Consider the following 18,524-nt stretch of genomic DNA (forward strand, 5'->3'; position numbering starts at 1 on the left):
CGCTCTGCTGAGCGGGTAACTTTTGCCAAACGATGCAAAAGTTACCAAAAAATCTTTTTCAGAATCATAAGGGCTCATTGCTTCCGGATGTTGCCAATGTTTGCACAGGGTTCACTATTGTAAGGTGTTGAGCTGTTATTATGGTTGGAGAAAGGTCTTCGGTTACTGACTTGGGAAGACCGTAAGGTCGCGCAATCAGGATCGCGTCGAACTGACAAGGGTTGAGTTGCTCATTACCTCTTTTTACGTTTAAAAGCATTTCAGCCAAACCAAATCTCTTGTTCCTTCCCCTTTTTAAGGGGAAGGCTAGGATGGGGTTAATCAAGCAACCTCAAACGAACTCATCACAAACAACAATCTGTAGGTTTGATTAGCGCAGCGCCATCCAAATCTCGTGTTCCTTCCCCTTTTCAAGGGGAAGGCTAGGATGGGGTTAATCCAGCAACCTCAAACGAACTCATCACCAACAACAATCTATAGGCCTGATAAACGAAGCGCCATCAGACAAAACCATCTACAACCAAACCAAATCTCTTGTTCCTTCCCCTTTTCAAGGGGAAGGCTAGGATGGGGTTAATCCATCAACCTCAAATGAACTCATCACCTACAACAGTATGCAGGCCAGATAAGCCGTCCTCAAACACAGCTTTGCGGACTAGAAAGGAACTTAGACCTTATTGCTGATAGACTAGATATTGCTCTTTCAGAGCAAATCGAGAAATTCATAAATAGGCTTGAAAAGTTCGGGGCAAGATTTCGATACCTAGAGGTGTCTTGGTTTATAAAGGACTGTGAACTCGCGATATTGGATCGAGCAGTATGGGAACTACGCCGCTTCTCGGCTCCAAACCGGCGCATGAGCCGGGCGTTATGTGACTCACTTTTTTATTTCCCGATAAACCGTATAGAATAGCACTTACGCCGTTTAAAGGAGCCAAACAATGCCCGTAATTAGCCGGTTCTATGGAGTTATTATCGCAATGTATTTTAACGATCATAATCCTCCCCATTTTCATGCTAAATATTCTGGTTACGAGGCTCTCTTTACCTTTGACGGCTCAATACTTGAAGGGGAACTTCCTAACAGAGCCACGAAATTCGTTCAGGAATGGCTTTCATAGCATCGAGCTGAACTAGAAGAGAATTGGCATAAGGCTCAAAATGGCGAACCGCTAAACTACATTGCACCATTGGAGTAAAACTATGCTTCACGTTAAAAACGCAAAATATCTAGACGGCTTTAAACTGTGGGTAACATTTGACGATGGTACAGCTGGTGAAGTCAATTTAGAAAACAAACTATCTGGCAGTGTCTTTGAACCTCTAAAGGACTCTTCGTTTTTTTCTAAAGTTACTGTAGACCCAGAATTAGAAACAGTGGTTTGGCCGAATGGTGCCGACTTAGCACCTGAGTTTTTAAAACGTCACATAACAAAGCGTTAAAGTTCACTCACTCCAGTCGCTGGGACGCCAACATTTTGGCCGACTCACTTCGGTCGGATTTTAGCCACATGCTAGCGCCCCTTAGCTTAAAGTTAGTTGGCACTACCAAAAGTTTCAAAATGAATTCGATCAGTAGTAACTCCTGCCGCCTCAAGCCTACGCTGAAGCTCAGCGATAAAGGTCAGAGGGCCGCAAAGTAAATAATGTGCAGAAGGTTCTGCACCAATACCAATTAGATCTTCTGCGGTGATCCTACCTTTAATGTCATAGTCCTGTCCTGTGACATCATTTTTATCCGGTTGGCTGTAGTAGATGATCTGTTGTAGCTTGTCATTGTGCTCAATCAGTTGATAGATCTCTTCACGTATTGCATGGCTGGTGCTGTTTTGTGTCCCTTCCCCTTTTCAAGGGGAAGGCTAGGATGGGGTTAGTCCAGCAACCTCAAACGAACTCATCACCAACAACAGTATGCAGGCCTGATAAGCGCAGCGCCATCAGACACTAGCGAATGTCTAATTATCCAATTCTTCCTCGTCAAAAAACTTAATGTCTTATTGGTAAAACTCAAAACGCTGTTCTATGATGAAATTTAAATAAGGGATGTACCAATGAATTGATAAGGAATTTTTCTTCCTTTTTTACTCCCTTCAAATTATATGAACGCTGGTTTTTCCAGTTTTAGGCTTTGTGAATACCTTATTTAAAGCATTATTAATAAGTTACAAAGATATTAGAGAAAATTTTGAATTATCTAAACACGCCTGCGCACTATTAAAGTTTTATGAATTCTAAGGAGAGATCGTGCAAGTTAAAGAGCTGCTGCAATTAACCCATTGGGTAGATAAGAATATTAAAACTGCCAATGTTGCTAAAAAGTACCAGCAACTCCAGGCGATACTTCAGCACAATGTAAATAGTAGAAACAATCAGCCTCAGCAACCCTTCAAAGATCAGAAGGATGACGTAATTAGTACCATAAAAGACATATCCACGGGATCTTTAACCAATGAGCAGGAACGGATGCTCGATACGCTAGGTATTGAGCGTCACCTAGGCACTCATGGCATAGAAAAGCTGGAGGAAATTCTTTTTAAGAATGGACTTGATATGGCTACAGCTGCGGCTGAGATTGCTACGATCCATCAAGATATAAGCAATGGTGTAAAGCAATCTGATCAGTTGAAAGCAAGTCTAACTCCTCTTGTTTCCGAAGATGAAGAAGAGGACGACGAAAATAGTGATGTTGTAATGCGCATACATTTCCAGAACGAAGTAGCGATGGAAAATTTGAGTGATTTTAAAAAATGGGGGTCCACTTGGTGGGATATCGGTCGTGGTATTGCTATGGCGCATGATCATACGCCTGAAGATATTCGAGTTGTTGGTGCGCAGAAAGGATCAATAATTATCGAGCTTGCAGTTATTGCAGCAATAGCAACAACGACAAGTACAATTATTTTATCTGCTCTAAAGGTTGCCGATAGAGTTTTAACAATAAGAAAGAAAGCTGAAGAAATTAAATCTCTAAAGCTAAACAATAAAAAGTTGGAAGATGACCTAGAAAAAGAAGCTGACAAAGAAAAGAGCCAAGGATTAAAGAACATCACTCAAGAAATATCAATTTCTCTTAATATTAATGAGAATGGTGATGGCGAGAAGCTAAAAGTTCTAGAGAAATCGGTTAAGAGCCTCATAGACTTTGTGGAAAATGGTGGAGAGGTTGATTTTTATGCTGACGATGAGAATGTTTCTGAGGATGAGCAGAATGATATTGAACAGCTCAAGGTTAACTTCGCTGAAATTAAAAAACTAGAGCAGAGAGTTCTAGCAATTGAACACAAAAATTCATAACAAAAAAAGGCCGTCGGATGCTTCGCACCGCTGCTTTGGGCGTTATGTTTAAAGGTAAATCATGTCGGCAGAAACTGATTTTTATAATTTATATAGAGTTTATAGAAACGAAGAGTCGAAGCTGGTAATCGTTAAAGCTTTACGACCTGATTTTTCCAATCATGACCAAGCTCAGGAAAATTCAGCTTGGTCTGCCTTGGATAAAAATAGAGAGGCTACTGTTTCTGAGTTTTGTAACAGCAATGTATATGACAAGTATGAGTTCATTGCAGAGTGGATGGATTATCCAGTAGGTGATGTGTTCTATGGAGATGCTTCAGGAATTGAGCTTGAAGTTTGGATATCAATGCATAACCAAGGAAAACCATATTTTGCTTTTGGAGAATGTGAAACAGAGGAGCATTTCTGGGCTAAGTTAGAAAACGACCATAGCGATGGTGATTGCTATATATTTCCTGATTTAGAAAGGCCCGCAAAAAAGCAAAAAGTTATATATGTTCAACAAAAAACACAACAAACACATTAAAAACCGCCCACAAAAAACGTGCACTAATTAGGGGCGGTACTAATTAGAGCCAGAGTAAAATTAAAAAAATTTACCCTACCCCTTTAACCCTCTACCCCACCAACCCTTCTCTCACTTCCGCCATCAAACGCAGTGACTTCAATCTCGCGTCAGTAATAATCAGGGTCAGAGTAAAATTAAATTTAATCGTAAGTAGCCGCTTTTTAATAATTGGGGTCAGAGTAAAATTAACTATTATTCTACTCTGCTCCCATCTAATTTTTACATCAAGTATAAACACCACTATCAAATCAGACAATAATTCGACCTTAGATATCAGTATTTCCGGTAGAAAAGGAGACAGCTAGTTGCTAATATCACTTAATAAGTTTCACAATGCTCGGCCAGTAAAAATACGCCAGCTTTAACTCGCTAAAGCTTGCCCACCCGTTAAGCATCATATGCATCCATAGGTAGAGTTGATAAATTCAGAAAATAAAAATTAAAGAGATCAGCCCCTTTAATTAAAGCTAAGGATTAGATATGAATAAAGAGTTAAATCGTGCTTATTGGATGCTTGCAGATACAGAGCTACCTATTGCAAAAGACTTAACTTACAAAGACTCTTTTGCAGCTCATTTTAAGCATGGATTATTATTTAATGAAAAGTTAATGATTTCAGATGCTCAAGCTGTTAATTGTGCCAACTTTAGAGCTTTGCTAAATGAAAGTGAAGAATTCAAGCAACTCATGTCAAAAGATCTTTTATCAATTGCTGTAAGAGACCCTTTAGGTACATCTGAATGTCATAGGCTTACTCAAGTTAGAGACGCTTTTCAAAAAGAAAATAAATGTAATATGGCACAAGATCAGTTTCTTTCAGATATTGATTTAGACTTCGTAAACAACAACTGTGAAATCATTCCATATACTTATTCATCTTTACGAGAAAACTACACAAAAAGTATAATAGAAATATTCAACAGTAAAAATGCACAACAAGTTTTTGGCGATGACATTCAGAGTTTACTAATAGAAAGATTATTAATTGAATCTGAGCGCGATCAAGGTTTAGGCAGAGTTTTCCTGCACAAAAATTTTGAATCTGATTTAAAGGATATTGGAAAGCATGATATTTGGCTCAAACATCAAAAAGAAATAATTAGATTTTCAGACGCACCCTATATCACCGGAATTCCGAAAATACTTAATACAAACCCTATATACTCACCTCTTCATCAAAGCAGTTTTGATTTAGCGTACCCTAAAGAACCAAAAATTATTGAGAAAAGCTCTTCGATTGAAATAGCAACTAACCTGAACCTAAGTAGTTACGAAAAAGCGCTATCAAAGTTAATGCCTGAAGATATTTTATATATTAGGGATAGCCTTGAATTCAAAGAGTATCAGAAAAAAATTAAGTATGGTGTTTCCAGCGAAAGCTCACTTGAGAGCACATTGGATGTTCTAATTTCGTATCAGAACCTTATTGATCAGTATATTATTAAGCGTCATCTTGGGTTAAAAACGTCTAAGCAATTTAAGGGAAAAAGATTTTTAGAGCCTATTAGAAAAGTTTCCCAAGAAGGTGGAGTCTTTGCGCTTGGTTTAGCGCTAACTGATTCTATTTCTGGTGGAGCACTCTCTATTGCAAACTTTTTTGTGAGTGAACTCATTGACCGCCAATCAACATTAAGTGATCAAAATATAGCTCGAGAAAAATACAAGTTGCAGGTTTCAATAGAGAGTTCTAAAAATAATAGCAAAATTAAAGCACAACACATTACTAACGATACTTCTAATGAAACTATTTACACATCACTGGGTAAATTTTGAGAAATGAAAAACATTGTCATAGGATCAGTCACTTCATTACTCAATAATAGCTCCTGTAATTCACCAGCCTCAAAGAAACGAACATCCGCGATAGCTTCTTTGCTCTCTTGGTTAATAGCAGATACTTGCCCTTCGACTTCCACATTAAACAAATAAGTTTTCGATTGATTTTCTACAATAGTCTTATAAAGCTTCCAATTACTTCCAATGCAACCAGTTTCTTCAAAGAGCTCCTTTTTACCGCACTCTAAAGGAGTTAGTTCTATTTCTCCAAATCCTTTTGGTATTTCCCATGACCAACACCTATTTTCATGCCTAAAGTTTTTTACAAGGAGCAATCTTCCAGCAATGTCTTTAGCAAAAATCATAACACCATAAGGGGCGTTCCAAATAAAACGAAGATACTTTCCATGATTACCAGACGGAAAGATAACATCATCATTGTAAAGAGTTGCATATTCATTCTCGAACTCTTTAACTTCTTTTATTATTTCTATCTCGCCTTTTTTATAATTACCCTTGTTCATTAAATTTATTTCTCTGGTAAATAGACATTTGTATAATGACATATGACAAGTTGCTTCACACGGAAAATTATTCGCTACACTCGGGCTTCCGACAATTAAGGTGTAAACGGTTATCGAAATGAAATTCAGTGCTCAGCTCATATCCCTCTACCCCACCAACCCTTCTCTCACTTCCGCCATCAGACTTAAGGACTTCAGTCTCGCGTCAGCATCATGAATCGGCATGGAGATGATGAGTTCATCTATGCCTGTAGACTCAATAAAGCGCTCTAGCTGAAACGCCACTGAGGCTTTTGATCCCACCACGGCGTATTGCAGCATGTGCTCCACCATGTGTTTTTCAGGCGCAGACCAAATATCATCCATAGAATCCACTGGCCGCGGGAAAGGACGGTTGCGGTCACGGCGCAAGTTGACAAATTGCTGCTGCGCTGAGGTAAACAGGTATTGAGCTTCTTCGTCCGTGTCTGCCACCACCGCCATGACACCCGCCATAGCATAAGGCTGATCACCCTCTTTAGCGGCTTTAAAATGACGTCGATAAATGGTCAAGGCTTGATGCAATTGATCAGGCGCAAAGTGAGAAGCAAAAGAATACGGCAAACCAAATTGCGCGGCGACTTGAGCACTGTACAAGCTGGAGCCCAGCATCCAGATAGGCACTTGTGTACCAAAGCCTGGCACGGCACGAATGCCCTTCTCTTGGCTACTGAGATAACCTTGCAGCTCTTGAACATCGTCAGGGTAAGAATCCACGCCTGCATCCATGTTACGACGCAATGCGCGCGCCGTCATCATGTCAGTACCAGGCGCTCGGCCTAAGCCTAGGTCGATACGTTGCGGATAAAGTTCGGCTAAGGTGCCGAATTGCTCGGCAATCACCAATGGCGAGTGATTGGGCAGCATAACACCACCGGAACCAAGACGTATGTCTTTTGTGTGTGCGCCAAGGTGCGACAACACCACAGAAGTGGCCGAGCTGGCGACGCCAGCCATGCCGTGATGTTCCGCCAACCAAAAGCGCTTGTAACCTAAGGCTTCCGCCGTTTGCGCCATTTTGACGCTCATTTTTAAGGAATCCGCAACCGTATGGCCTTCGGCAACAGGAGCAAGATCCAGAATGGAAAAAGGAATCATAAAACCTACTCAAAAGATGTAAAAGATACCCTGATAGTTGGCCCTAAGCCGCTCAGTTACAAGTCATCAATCATGCAGCAAATATTGAAACCTATTTGATGAACTTATTCCTTAACGGTTTTCCAAACGATTGAAGTCTAGAATGCCACTTTCTCTAGGTCGATCTTGCTTATTTAAGCGGGCAATAGCGTCACTCACTGACCAGAAATTTGGGTGGGTACGACGAACCCCAAAACCGTTCAACAAGGCTACGTAATCTTGTCGAGTTTTCAAGGCGGCGATGTGTTTCACCCAGTTCTGCAATTCTGACTCCTCCACTTGCATCAGCACATTTGGGTAATCCCCCAATACGCCTTTCACTATGGTCACACCGTCTTCTTGCGGTAAGCGGGTCGACGCCTCATCCAACAAACTGGAAATATTGGCATGGGCTTTGTTATGAATCAGGCTCAGCACTTCTAGCGGTTCCCCTTGGCGTGTCACCAACACGGTCACCACATTAGGTAAATACTCGATACCGCCACCTTGCACCTGCTGCAATGACAAGAGCGCATTAATATCCTGTTGGGCCAGTTTACTTCGCGGTAGATCGTAACCATGATCGAGAATCGCCGCTAACTTACTGCGCAGCATTTCATACAGTTCCGCTTGGTGATCTGAAGTTTTGTACTGGATGTCGGATTGTACGCCGACCTTAATGTAATCACTGAAAATATAATCTTTGATGATCTGGTTGGCATCACGATACCAGTACTGACGAATGCGTTCTCTGTCTTCTTTTGGCAACAGCATAAGGAAGTTCATCTCCCCTTCCATACGCAAGAAGTCCATATACAAACGTGTTACCAATTGGTGACCCACATTGCCATACACATCAAACCCTGCCACCAGCAGATAATGAATGCGCTCTAATAGTGGATAGTCAATCACCCAAGCGGTTTTTGGATGCTGCCCCACCATGCCACGCACCACAGAGGCGTTATCGAAGTGGCGGAAAATGGTTAATGCGGCATTTTGATTATTGCCGTCTCCATCCCAGATTAAATCCAAATCCAAGGCGCTTATTTTGTTGAATTCTGTTTGCATCAACTTGGCTTTCGCCGACAAATACGATTTTTGTTGCTCGGAAAACATCACCCAAGATGCAATCGACAAGGTGTTACTGGATTCCACCGCTGGCATTTCTAAGTCTTTTACCTGACTTTCAAGGAAGTCTGCGGTGCCCTTGTTGTAGGCAATTTCAGGGTCAAGGAAATACACCCAGAATTGCTCATTGATGACATTCACCGCCACCTGACCACGACACACAGGCCCTTTAATAAAGGCCATGATGGTTTTCTGAGCATGATCCAGCAAGAAGCGATAGCGAGCGTAGGGTGGTATTTCACGGAACGCCATGAAGGGGTTGGTAGCCACTTCAGGCTCATAACTAGGTAAGGAGGTAACCTGATACTCAGTTCCATAGAAGAAAGACTGCCAACGCTGGTAACGAGCGTCATCCAAGCGCATAGGAATGTGGTTTTTCTGCACCTTCACTTCTGGGTCTGACCACAAACGGTAGTAAACTCGGTCAACACCAGGATCATCGTATGGACGTCGAGTCGCAATGCGATCGATCGGCTCACCCGGCGGCGTACTAGAACGCACTAAACGAAAACGAAACGCTTCACCATCGCCCAAATACATGGAGTAAAGGTACAAATGTTCATAGATATATCGCGCCACCAGCTGATCTTTCAGGCTATCGCCATTTAAACGACTTTCCCAAACAGCAACTTGCTGCTGAAGTTCTTCTGTCAGCGGTGTAGGAGCTGGCATTTTACCACCGCTTGCCAACCAACGACTGAGGACATTGTATTCTGAGTCCGTCAACTGCGGCAGACCATAAGGCATCCCCCACTTTGGGTAATCCTTCTCAAATTGATCGTATTCCTCGATGCTCACACATTGCTGATCACGAGCTAGACTAAAGTCATAATCATCATCTAATACCGGCTGAGCAAACTCACCTTGCTGCTTTCGCAAAGCAATGGCCCGATACAACAAACTACCTTCTAAATTGGCCGCGGGGGATTGGTCTCGCTCGTTGAGTACAGGGTGGAAGCCTTTCTGACGCCATTCATCCGTGGTTTTACCATCAATGAATAAACGTGACGGTTTGGCGGCAAGTAGACGTGTGCCATCATAGACCAAATCCTTTGATCCACCGCGCTCAATCCCTTCGGAGGCCGTTAATTTAAGCTGACAAGGGGCATCGTAACAAGCGTGACAGGAAACACAGCGTGAATCTAAAATGGGCTTCACTTGTTGATGATAAAACTCTGCTTCCTGACTGGAAATAGATTGCGCTCGATTCTCTGGCGTGGCGGAACCAAACACCGAATCCAATTGATGCGTTGCATAAGCCGCGCAGCCTGTTACCACAATTAAACTCAGCAACACCGTCAGCCATCGAGACATAGTCCTTAATTCCTTTCTATACTTGCTCTTTTAAACATAGTTCGAGATGCCCAATGACACCTCATAAAAAAACGCCACTGCGGGCGTTTTTTTATGAGGTAATTTATCCTTTATTACTCGTCTTCAGCTCGATCATCATCAGGGTAGTCATCTGATAATTCATAAGAATCTTCCCCCATGTCTTCGTTTGCCATAAGCAGAGCTTCTTCGTAAGCACCACCAAATTCAATGCGAGTGATGTCATATAAATCGTATTCAAAGGTGTCATCAAACCAACGGGCATCGGAACCGATTTCTTCCAACTCATAAGTCACCGCATCGGCACGAATAACGCGACCAATCTCACAGCTGTCCGGTTCGACTTCTTCACGGTGTAAGGTAACTAGGCCGTATTCTTCGCTGATGTCCATCAGCAATACCGCCAAGTCGTCTAAATCCACTTCAGGATCGACCACCTCTTCTTCACGAAGGGCTAAGACACGTTTTTGAAAATCGTTAAAAGGAGCCGGATGAGCGAAGTCACTTATGTCTTCTAAAAACAGAATTTGATAACCATTGAGACGCACACTGTCATCTACTAGCTGGAGCAAAACCATTTCTTCATTGGCATCCACGACAAAACCGTCTGACCAGCTGTCTGGGCCATCCAGTTCTTCACGAAAAATGCGCACTACATTTTTTCGAGTACGGGCTTTTTCCAACTCAATGAGCATATCGGCTCCCTAAAAATACGTAAAATTCAAACACCTATTAGTGTAAACCTAGCCAGCGCGTGGAACAACTATTGCAGCACGTCATGCCAGTTTTCTATCATTTCGACCAAGTCTTCCAGACCACATTCGGCCTGAATACCATCGGTTGAGGTTTGATAGAAGCTGTTTTGTGAATCGAACATGGCTTTGATTTCTTCTTCCGCCACGTTTAGATCCACCTGTCTGGCTACATTAACGCCTTCTTCACTGATCACTACTCGAAAAGGACCATGAGAAAATTCAGTGGTTTCCTTTTCTGTTTCGGCTAAGCGAGCCGCCATGAGCACACGCTGAATCATCTCCAGTTCGCGCACATATTCGCTTACCCATTCACCGATCGCAGCGAATTCATAACCTGTAAAAATACGGTAATTGCTTTCTTCTTGATCAAAGGCTATTTCATAATCCATGGCCTTGAACCTCACTCTTTGTCTTCATGTTGTTGCTGCTGTCTTCTGTATTCTTGATTATTCGCTTGCTGACGCTGTGGTACAGCGGCCGCCAAACGCGCTAAACGCTCTGCTTCTTTTTTCGCTTTCGCCTCTTCCACTAAACGCTCTTCATGGGCAATCATTTCGGGGGTTTCCATCACGTATGGACCGATTGCACCAGTACGCACGTCGTTGAGAAACACTTCCGCAGCTTTATGCATGTCCACTTTGCCGCCAGAACGTAACGCGCCTCGCTTTGAACCAATCACTTTTAAGGTTTCATAAGGATCGCTTGGGACGTCTTTAAGCTTGTAACGGGTTGTCAGCGCATCCAGATAATCGGCAATAAAAAACTTCAACCCAGCCAAAGCCACATCTTCATAGTCAATCGCTGTGTCTCGCACCGCGCCGGTGACCGCCAAACGATAGCTTGCATCTGGGTTTTCAATTTTTGGCCACAAGATTCCTGGGGTGTCTAACAGCTGAAAGCCTTCTGTTACTTTTAACTTTTGTTGGGCTTTCGTCACCGCAGGCTCATCACCTACTTTCGCTACACGACGCCCTAATAAAGCGTTCATTAAGCTGGATTTGCCCACGTTAGGAATGCCCGCAATCATGGCGCGAATGGGTTTTTCTGCAGAACCGCGATGAGGCACCATTTGCTTAACCCATTGACTGATTTTAGCCACATCACTTTTTTCTAATGTGGAAAATGGGTGCGCTAGAATCGTTTCACTGCCGCGCCAATGAGCCAGCCATAGATCTAAACGAGCTTTATCCGCCAAATCTTTTTTATTTAATAAACGCAGCACAGGCACATCGCCACGAAGGGTATTAAGCATAGGATTTTGACTGGAGTCTGGGATGCGCGCATCCAATACTTCGATCACTATGTCAACTTGCGTGATGACCTCTTCGATTTCTCGACGCGCCTTGTTCATGTGTCCCGGATACCACTGAACGCCCAACCTGATTCCCCTTTCTTTGTCTGTTTCTTGCTGGCTGCGGATTCTAGCACAAGTTCACACTAAGAATGACACATTCCGTAATAATCTGATTACCATCACAATGAGCAAGAGGCTGACCTAGGTCAACACCCTTCAGCAAGGATTCCGCCTATACTGCAAACGTCATCTTAATGAGCGTTATGGCTTCTGCACCTGACGCATTATATTTTGATGGCTGTTCTCTCGATCGAGCCTTTTAAGGCTCATTCTGCCGAGGTTATGTGTGTGATAACCTCGGCTTTTTTCGTTTGCAGGGCAACAAACGCCAGTAAGTCTGGATACAAGTCTAGAAACGGCTGTTCAGCCTGTTCAATCACGTTAGGCAACTCGTCCACAAACCCTTGTAAGTGATGACCGTGTCGCCAACGTCTCATGATGGAATAAATCGCCTTTTCAACCCCATCAAGCTGACCTAGATTCGCTAACCAATTATGTTGCTCCAGAGACTCGATCATGCGCGTTAAACGTTCTGGCGTTCTTGCTTTATCCTCCACCAAACCGTTAACCGCACGCTGACAAAATGAAGGCAACGCCTCATCGCTAAAGGTGGACCAGTACTGTATTAACCAATAATCCATGGCGATGTCTTGCACTATGCCCGCAAAACGTCGCCTGCCCTGCCTTGGCATGACTCGAAAGGCCACACTAGCAGGATGCTCGTCGACCATCACATCCACCATTTGATGCAAACGCCAACCTTGGTATAAGTCATCATCCAATTGAGAGGCAACGACAGGAAAATCCCCCAACAAGTTACCTACCCATGACGTGTTCGTCAGGCTGGCAATATGCAGGTGGGCAAAGTAATTCATGTCACTTTTCTCCCAGTTGGCAGACATGCAAACTTGTCTAAATGCGTCATAAGTTGATCTCGTCCTGTCTTTTTTTCGTCATTTTTGTCAGAATGCTCTCTTGTCTATATGGTCAAAATCTAATAATTAAACGCCAACAACCAGACCAAACAGACGCCTTCACTGGACAAGATACGTCAATAGAAGGAGAAAGCATGGCTTTCAAAGGCATCACAAAAGAGACCATATAAGAATGAAACCAACGGTTATTATAGTTGCTTGCTTGAGCATTCTCTTCAGCAGTCACACCTTATCTGCCACTCTTAGAATGGCGTTTGACGCCGACCCTATTTCACTCGACCCTCATGAACAATTATCTGAAGGGACGCTGCAATTCTCACATTTAGCCTTTGACCCACTTCTAAGATGGCAACAAAACGGAACCTTTGAAGCAAGGTTGGCAACCCATTGGCAGGCCATTACCCCCTCCACTACTCGTTTTTTCTTACGCCAAGGGGTGACCTTCCATTCTGGTAATCCACTTACTTCGGCCGATGTTGTTTACACCATTAACCGATTAAAGCGCTCGGCCGATTTTCGTGCCATGTTTGACACCATACAATCCGCCAAAATCATTGATGACTATACGTTTGATGTCACTAGTGCCAAACCTAATCCGCTCATACTCAACATCATGACCTATGTTTTTCCGATGGATAAAGCCTTTTATCAAGGAAAAGATGAAATAGTAAAATACGGCGAAACCTTTGCTTCTCGTCATGTATCCGGCACAGGGCCCTTCATTTTGAAAAAGCGTGAATTGGGATCGCGAATGGAGTTCACCCGCAACCCGAACTACTGGGACACGGCGTCACCGGGCAACGTTGACACATTGATTTCCACGCCCATTCATACCGATGCAACACGCTTAGCGGCCTTATTGTCTGGTGATGTGGATTTCATCTTTCCCATCTCTCCCATCGACATCCAGCGCACTCAACGGACAACAGGGATTCAACTGGTCACCATGCCCAGTACGCGCATTTTGCTATTGCACATGAATCAGACCAGACGCAAAGAGTTTAGAGATGTGCGGGTACGTAAAGCCATTAACCTTGCCATTAATCAGTCATTAATCGTAGATAAGATTTTACGCGGCTACGCCACCCCAGCAGGTCAACTCAGCCCTAACCGTTTTCTTGGTCATGTTGCCGACCTACAGCCAGAATACGACCTTCAAAAAGCACGTCAGCTAATGAAAGAAGCCGGCTACGAACAAGGTTTTCGAATCAGTATGATGGCACCGAACAACCGCTATACGAATGACGAAAAAGTGGCTCAAGCTGTGGCGGCCATGCTGGCGAAAATCAACATCAAAGCCGATTTAAAAACCCTACCCAAAGCTCAGTATTTTAAAGAGTTTGATGACCGAAGTGCTGACATGATGATGCTCGGTTGGCAGTCTGACACCATGGACTCCAACAACTTATTTGAATTTATTATTGCTTGTGCAGATGCCAAAACAGGTCTTGGCGCTTATAATGCCAGTGAATTTTGCAACCCAAGTATCACAGACGATATTCGCCAAGCCAATCAAGAGCTCAACCCCGAAAGACGTTTACGCTTGTTACAGGGTATTGAAAGGACACTCTATCAAGAGTCTGCCGTTGTGCCTCTTTATTGGCAATTTCTAACTTGGGCAGCAAAGGATAAGGTCAACATACAAGACGTCATCAATGACCGAAACTACCCTTATATTGGAGACCTCATCATTGAAGAATAATGTGCCTCGACATTTTACATCGCATGCATTTTTGCCCAATGGCGCATTAACCAGCGGAGAATTAATCTAATCCATGTTAGCGTTTTTACTACGCCGTTTAATACAAGCTTGCTTTGTCTTAATCGTCATTAGCTTGATCAGCTTTGCCATCCAAGACAAATTAGGTGACCCCGTCAGACAAATGGTCGGTATGACAACGACGCCTGAAGTACGTGAGCAACTAAGAGACGAGTTGGGGCTCAATGACGGCTTTATCACCCAATATACTAGGTTTGCTAAAAATGCATTAACTGGAGATTTTGGGACGTCCTACTACTACAAAGAACCCACTATTGATGTCATTCTGAAAAAATTACCGGCCACATTCGAACTGGCTTTTTGTGCTATTTTACTGGTGATCTGCATCGCGACCCCCTTTGGTGTCATTACTGCGATTCACCCTAAACACCTTGTTTCACGCTTAATTATGCTGGTCAGCTCAATTGGTCTGTCCATTCCAATCTTTATCATTGCCATCTTTATGGTGTATGTCTTTTCCATTCAGTGGAATCTGGCGCCAAGTTTTGGTCGCGGCGAAACAACCCTATTATTTGGTTTTTGGGAAAGTGGCTTATTTACTAAGGATGGACTCAGTCATTTATTGTTACCCAGTTTGTCATTGGCGATTGCCTTGATCCCGATTTTTGTCCGGCTGATTCGCTCTGAAATGAGTGAAGTACTGCAATCTGAATACATTCGATTTGCGTGGTCGAAAGGCCTATCAGCACCGCGCATTTATTTTTTCCATGCCCTTAAAAATACCATGCTGCCGATTATTACTATTGGCGGCATTCAAGCCGGCACCTTAGTGGCTTATACCATTCTGACCGAAACCATCTTCCAATGGCCCGGTATGGGATTTCTATTTATGGATGCCGTGAGCCGAGTCGATACACCCTTAATTTCAGCCTATTTGATGGTTGTCGGTGGAATGTTTGTGGTCATGAATACCTTTGTAGATCTGATCTATGGCTTGGTTAACCCAACTGTTCGCTTAGCGAGTCATGGCCTATGAAGCACATTAAAGCCGATTTAACGCCGCCCATTCCTGGCAGTCGCTGGCGTCATATGCTCAGCGGTTTTGCGGGCGATAAGCTGGCTATGCTGGCCTTATTTATCTTTTTATTTTACTGCCTAGTGGCCTTACTCGCTCCTTTAGTGGCACCGTTTGACGTCGACGATCCTGCTTTTATGGATCTATTTAATGCTGAAATCGCGCCCAGCTGGATCAGCCACGACTATCGCTTTTTGCTGGGTACGGATGGGCAAGGCCGAGACCTCTTATCGGTGATTTTATATGGCACCAGACTGTCACTTACCATTGGTGTTTGTGCCGTTATTTTGCAAGCCAGTATCGGCATATGCATTGGTTTGATTGCTGGTTATTTAGGGGGACGAGTTGATAATTTCTTAATGCGTTGTGCCGACATCCAGCTGTCTTTTTCGAATATGATGGTGGCCATTGTTTTCTTAGCGGTTTTTCAGTCTATTTTCGGCGTCGCCATGTATCAACAACTGGCGATGCTGGTATTAATTTTGGTCATAGGTCTGACCGAATGGCCACTGTTCGCCCGCACCATTCGAGCCTCGGTACTGGCTGAAAAACAAAAAGAGTATGTGGATGCCGCACGAGTGATGGGCATCAGTCAGAAGCGCATTATGTTTCGTCATATTTTGCCCAATACTCTGTCACCTGTCTTGGTCATTTTTACCGTTCAAATTGCCAACGCCATTGTGGCCGAAGCCGCTTTGTCTTTCTTAGGGTTAGGCATGCCTTCAACCGAACCGTCTTTAGGCTCTCTTATTTCAGAAGGCGTCTCTTACATGTTTGCGGGCTCTTGGTGGATCTGTGTGATTCCGAGTATCACCCTGATCATTTTAATACTGGCGATGAACTTACTGGGTGATTGGTTACGCGACCACCTCAACCCAAGGGCTTACAAAGACTGATTATGAATTTGTTAAGTGTCGAACATTTAAACGTCAATTTTCATTTTAAGAAGCGAGAACTCACCGCGCTGATTGATGTTAGCTTCAATTTAAAACGAGGCGAGCGTATTGCCATTGTCGGCGAATCTGGGGCAGGAAAATCCATTTTGGGTTTCTCCATCGTTAACTTGATTGGTAAGCCTGGTTACATTCAATCCGGCACCATTAAGTTGGAAAATAAAGACATCACCAAGATGAACTTGCGCCAGCTGCAAGAGATTCGAGGTAAACGCATTGCGATGATTTTCCAAGACCCGATGATGACGTTAAACCCTGTTATTACGATTGGTGATCAGCTAGTCGAAACCATTCGCAGCCACACTAAAATCAATTATAAAGATGCAAAAAACATTGCCATTGAAAAGCTGAGAAATGTTCAAATTGCCTCGCCTGAAAGACGTTTTGATCAGTACCCCCATGAATTATCCGGCGGTATGCGTCAACGAGTCATCATTGCGTCTGTATTGCTGTTAAACCCAGACATTATTATTGCAGACGAACCCACCACCGCTCTGGATGTCACCATTCAAGCGGAAATACTGCAATTACTGTTAGCCATCTGCCGAGACAATGGCGTGGCCTTGATTCTGATTAGCCACGACCTCGGTGTGGTGTCAAAAGTCGCAGAACGCACCTTAGTTATGTACGCAGGTCAAATTGTTGAAGAAGGGCCCACCTTAGAGATTATCAATGATCCACAGCACCCTTACACCCAAGGCTTATTAAATGCGCTTCCGCAAATGGCCTTACCGGGACAAAGATTAAACCAGATCAAAGGCAGCATGCCTTCTTTGGCAGAGCGACCAAGTGGTTGCGCTTTTCATCCCCGTTGCCCGTACGCCACCGATAAATGTCGGACTCAACAGCCTGAATTCATATACAGTGGCGTCTCCAGTGTCGCCTGCTTCATGGTAGAAGACATGCTCAGTGAATTTAGCCAAGATGATGAGGGATCACTATGACGCATCCACTCATTCAAATCAGCGGCCTAGAAAAAACCTTCTCATCGGACACTGGCTGGTTCGGAAAATGGCGACTGCCTGGCCGTAAAGGTCGCGGTAAAACGGATCAAATCTTCGCACTAAATGGCGTTAACCTCACCATTTATCAGGGCGAAACCCTTTGTGTGGTTGGCGAAACTGGTTGCGGCAAATCCACCTTGGCTCGGTCTATTATGGGACTGGATGAACCAAGTGCTGGCGAAATTCATTACTTGGATCAGCGTATTGATCACCTTAACAATCGTCAAAGAATGCTGTTTCGTCGTCGCATGCAAATGGTGTTTCAAAACCCCTATGCATCACTAAATCCACGCATGACGGTGTATCAAACACTGAGTGAACCCATTGCCTTTCATAATCCACAGCTGTCTCGTCTGGACGTCGACGAACAGGTGGAAACCTTGCTTGAGTCCGTTGGTATCAGCGCCAATAGCTCCGATCGTTACCCTCATGAGTTCTCAGGTGGACAGCGTCAACGCATCAGCTTGGCGCGAGCCTTATCGGTCGAGCCAGAATTTATCGTCGCGGATGAGCCTCTCTCGGCATTAGATGTTTCGGTTCAGGCACAAGTGCTGAACCTAATGATGGACAAGCAGGAAGAATACAACCTTAGCTACCTTTTTATTACCCATGACTTGGCGGTCGTTGAACACTTTGCCAACCGAGTCGCTGTGATGTACCTTGGCCGTATCTGTGAGTTGGCTAATACCAGCACCTTATTTAGCGCACCAAAACACCCTTATACCCAAGCCTTACTATCGGCCATTCCACGATTAGACAGTACGGCCGCCGACCCTATTCGCTTGATTGGTGAGGTGCCAACGCCAACCGAAAAACCCATCGGCTGTGTTTTCCAAGCTCGCTGTCCCTACGCCAATCCGCGTTGTTACAGTGAGACGCCTGACATGACATTACAAAGTGACGGCAGCAGCGTCGCTTGCCATGCTATTGAGGAGGGTCGTTTATGATGTC

The 18,524-nt window shown here is 43.8% G+C and carries 17 protein-coding genes and 1 pseudogene; 10 read left to right on the forward strand and 8 right to left on the reverse strand.

The window, feature by feature from the left end; translation table 11 throughout:
* The first annotated feature begins 941 nt into the window (after positions 1 to 941).
* Together DFP76_RS18370 and DFP76_RS06305 are read left to right on the forward strand one after the other, a co-directional pair.
* Entirely contained in the window at positions 942 to 1,121 is a 180-nt protein-coding gene (locus DFP76_RS18370) for a DUF4160 domain-containing protein (protein WP_220150985.1), read from the forward strand.
* Positions 1,122 to 1,203: 82 nt separating this feature from the next.
* A complete protein-coding gene (locus DFP76_RS06305) occupies positions 1,204 to 1,443 on the forward strand; it encodes a DUF2442 domain-containing protein (RefSeq protein ID WP_113873812.1) in 240 nt (79 codons plus the stop codon).
* Positions 1,444 to 1,535: 92 nt separating this feature from the next.
* Here DFP76_RS06305 and DFP76_RS18375 read toward each other — a convergent pair.
* A pseudogene (locus tag DFP76_RS18375) lies at positions 1,536 to 1,826 on the reverse strand (ferredoxin reductase domain-containing protein); the annotation flags it as partial.
* A gap of 418 nt (positions 1,827 to 2,244) precedes the next feature.
* Between DFP76_RS18375 and DFP76_RS06315 the strand changes: the two are divergent.
* From DFP76_RS06315 to DFP76_RS06330, 3 genes are all read left to right on the forward strand, one after another.
* Complete coding sequence (locus DFP76_RS06315; RefSeq protein ID WP_113873813.1) at positions 2,245 to 3,294, forward strand: hypothetical protein; 1,050 nt, start codon at positions 2,245 to 2,247, stop codon at positions 3,292 to 3,294.
* A 61-nt stretch (positions 3,295 to 3,355) separates the two neighbouring features.
* Positions 3,356 to 3,820, forward strand: a complete 465-nt coding sequence (locus DFP76_RS06320; protein WP_113873814.1) for a hypothetical protein — start codon at positions 3,356 to 3,358, stop codon at positions 3,818 to 3,820.
* Positions 3,821 to 4,342: 522 nt separating this feature from the next.
* Positions 4,343 to 5,635, forward strand: coding sequence for a hypothetical protein (locus DFP76_RS06330; protein WP_113873816.1), 1,293 nt, complete (start codon positions 4,343 to 4,345; stop codon positions 5,633 to 5,635).
* Here the strand turns inward: DFP76_RS06330 and DFP76_RS06335 are convergent.
* From DFP76_RS06335 to DFP76_RS06365, 7 genes are all read right to left on the reverse strand, one after another.
* Complete coding sequence (locus DFP76_RS06335; RefSeq protein ID WP_181799800.1) at positions 5,611 to 6,162, reverse strand: NUDIX hydrolase; 552 nt, start codon at positions 6,160 to 6,162, stop codon at positions 5,611 to 5,613. The two genes, DFP76_RS06330 and DFP76_RS06335, sit on opposite strands and share 25 nt — an antisense overlap.
* 147 nt (positions 6,163 to 6,309) lie before the next feature.
* Entirely contained in the window at positions 6,310 to 7,299 is a 990-nt protein-coding gene (locus DFP76_RS06340; RefSeq protein WP_113873818.1) for an LLM class flavin-dependent oxidoreductase, read from the reverse strand.
* 111 nt (positions 7,300 to 7,410) lie between these two features.
* Positions 7,411 to 9,759, reverse strand: a complete 2,349-nt coding sequence (locus tag DFP76_RS06345; RefSeq protein WP_113873819.1) for a fatty acid cis/trans isomerase — start codon at positions 9,757 to 9,759, stop codon at positions 7,411 to 7,413.
* A 113-nt stretch (positions 9,760 to 9,872) separates the two neighbouring features.
* On the reverse strand, positions 9,873 to 10,472 hold the full coding sequence (locus DFP76_RS06350; RefSeq protein WP_113873820.1) for a hypothetical protein: 600 nt from the start codon (positions 10,470 to 10,472) through the stop codon (positions 9,873 to 9,875).
* Positions 10,473 to 10,540: 68 nt separating this feature from the next.
* Entirely contained in the window at positions 10,541 to 10,921 is a 381-nt protein-coding gene (locus DFP76_RS06355; protein WP_113873821.1) for a YacL family protein, read from the reverse strand.
* Between the two features lie 11 nt (positions 10,922 to 10,932).
* Positions 10,933 to 11,910 (reverse strand): ribosome biogenesis GTPase YlqF, encoded by a 978-nt coding sequence (gene ylqF, locus DFP76_RS06360; protein WP_113873822.1) that lies wholly within the window; start codon positions 11,908 to 11,910, stop codon positions 10,933 to 10,935.
* Positions 11,911 to 12,152: 242 nt separating this feature from the next.
* The gene (locus DFP76_RS06365) at positions 12,153 to 12,761 is read right to left on the reverse strand and encodes an acyl carrier protein phosphodiesterase (RefSeq protein WP_113874142.1); all 609 of its coding nucleotides are present in this window, start codon (positions 12,759 to 12,761) and stop codon (positions 12,153 to 12,155) included.
* Between the two features lie 232 nt (positions 12,762 to 12,993).
* On the opposite strand from DFP76_RS06365, the gene DFP76_RS06370 reads away from it, so the two are divergent.
* The 5 genes from DFP76_RS06370 (at position 12,994) to DFP76_RS06390 (ending at position 18,520) form a co-directional block, all read left to right on the forward strand.
* Entirely contained in the window at positions 12,994 to 14,523 is a 1,530-nt protein-coding gene (locus tag DFP76_RS06370) for an ABC transporter substrate-binding protein (protein WP_113873823.1), read from the forward strand.
* 73 nt (positions 14,524 to 14,596) lie between these two features.
* Positions 14,597 to 15,577, forward strand: coding sequence for an ABC transporter permease (locus tag DFP76_RS06375; RefSeq protein WP_113873824.1), 981 nt, complete (start codon positions 14,597 to 14,599; stop codon positions 15,575 to 15,577).
* The gene (locus tag DFP76_RS06380; protein WP_113873825.1) at positions 15,574 to 16,512 is read left to right on the forward strand and encodes an ABC transporter permease; all 939 of its coding nucleotides are present in this window, start codon (positions 15,574 to 15,576) and stop codon (positions 16,510 to 16,512) included. The genes DFP76_RS06375 and DFP76_RS06380 overlap by 4 nt, the downstream gene beginning before the upstream one ends.
* A gap of 2 nt (positions 16,513 to 16,514) precedes the next feature.
* A complete protein-coding gene (locus DFP76_RS06385) occupies positions 16,515 to 17,513 on the forward strand; it encodes an ABC transporter ATP-binding protein (RefSeq protein WP_113873826.1) in 999 nt (332 codons plus the stop codon).
* The gene (locus DFP76_RS06390; protein ID WP_113873827.1) at positions 17,510 to 18,520 is read left to right on the forward strand and encodes an ABC transporter ATP-binding protein; all 1,011 of its coding nucleotides are present in this window, start codon (positions 17,510 to 17,512) and stop codon (positions 18,518 to 18,520) included. Before DFP76_RS06385 ends, DFP76_RS06390 begins: the two co-directional genes overlap by 4 nt.
* The last annotated feature ends 4 nt before the right edge of the window (positions 18,521 to 18,524 follow it).

The organism is Marinomonas aquiplantarum, from assembly GCF_003314975.1.
Taxonomy (GTDB): Bacteria; Pseudomonadota; Gammaproteobacteria; order Pseudomonadales; family Marinomonadaceae; genus Marinomonas; species Marinomonas aquiplantarum.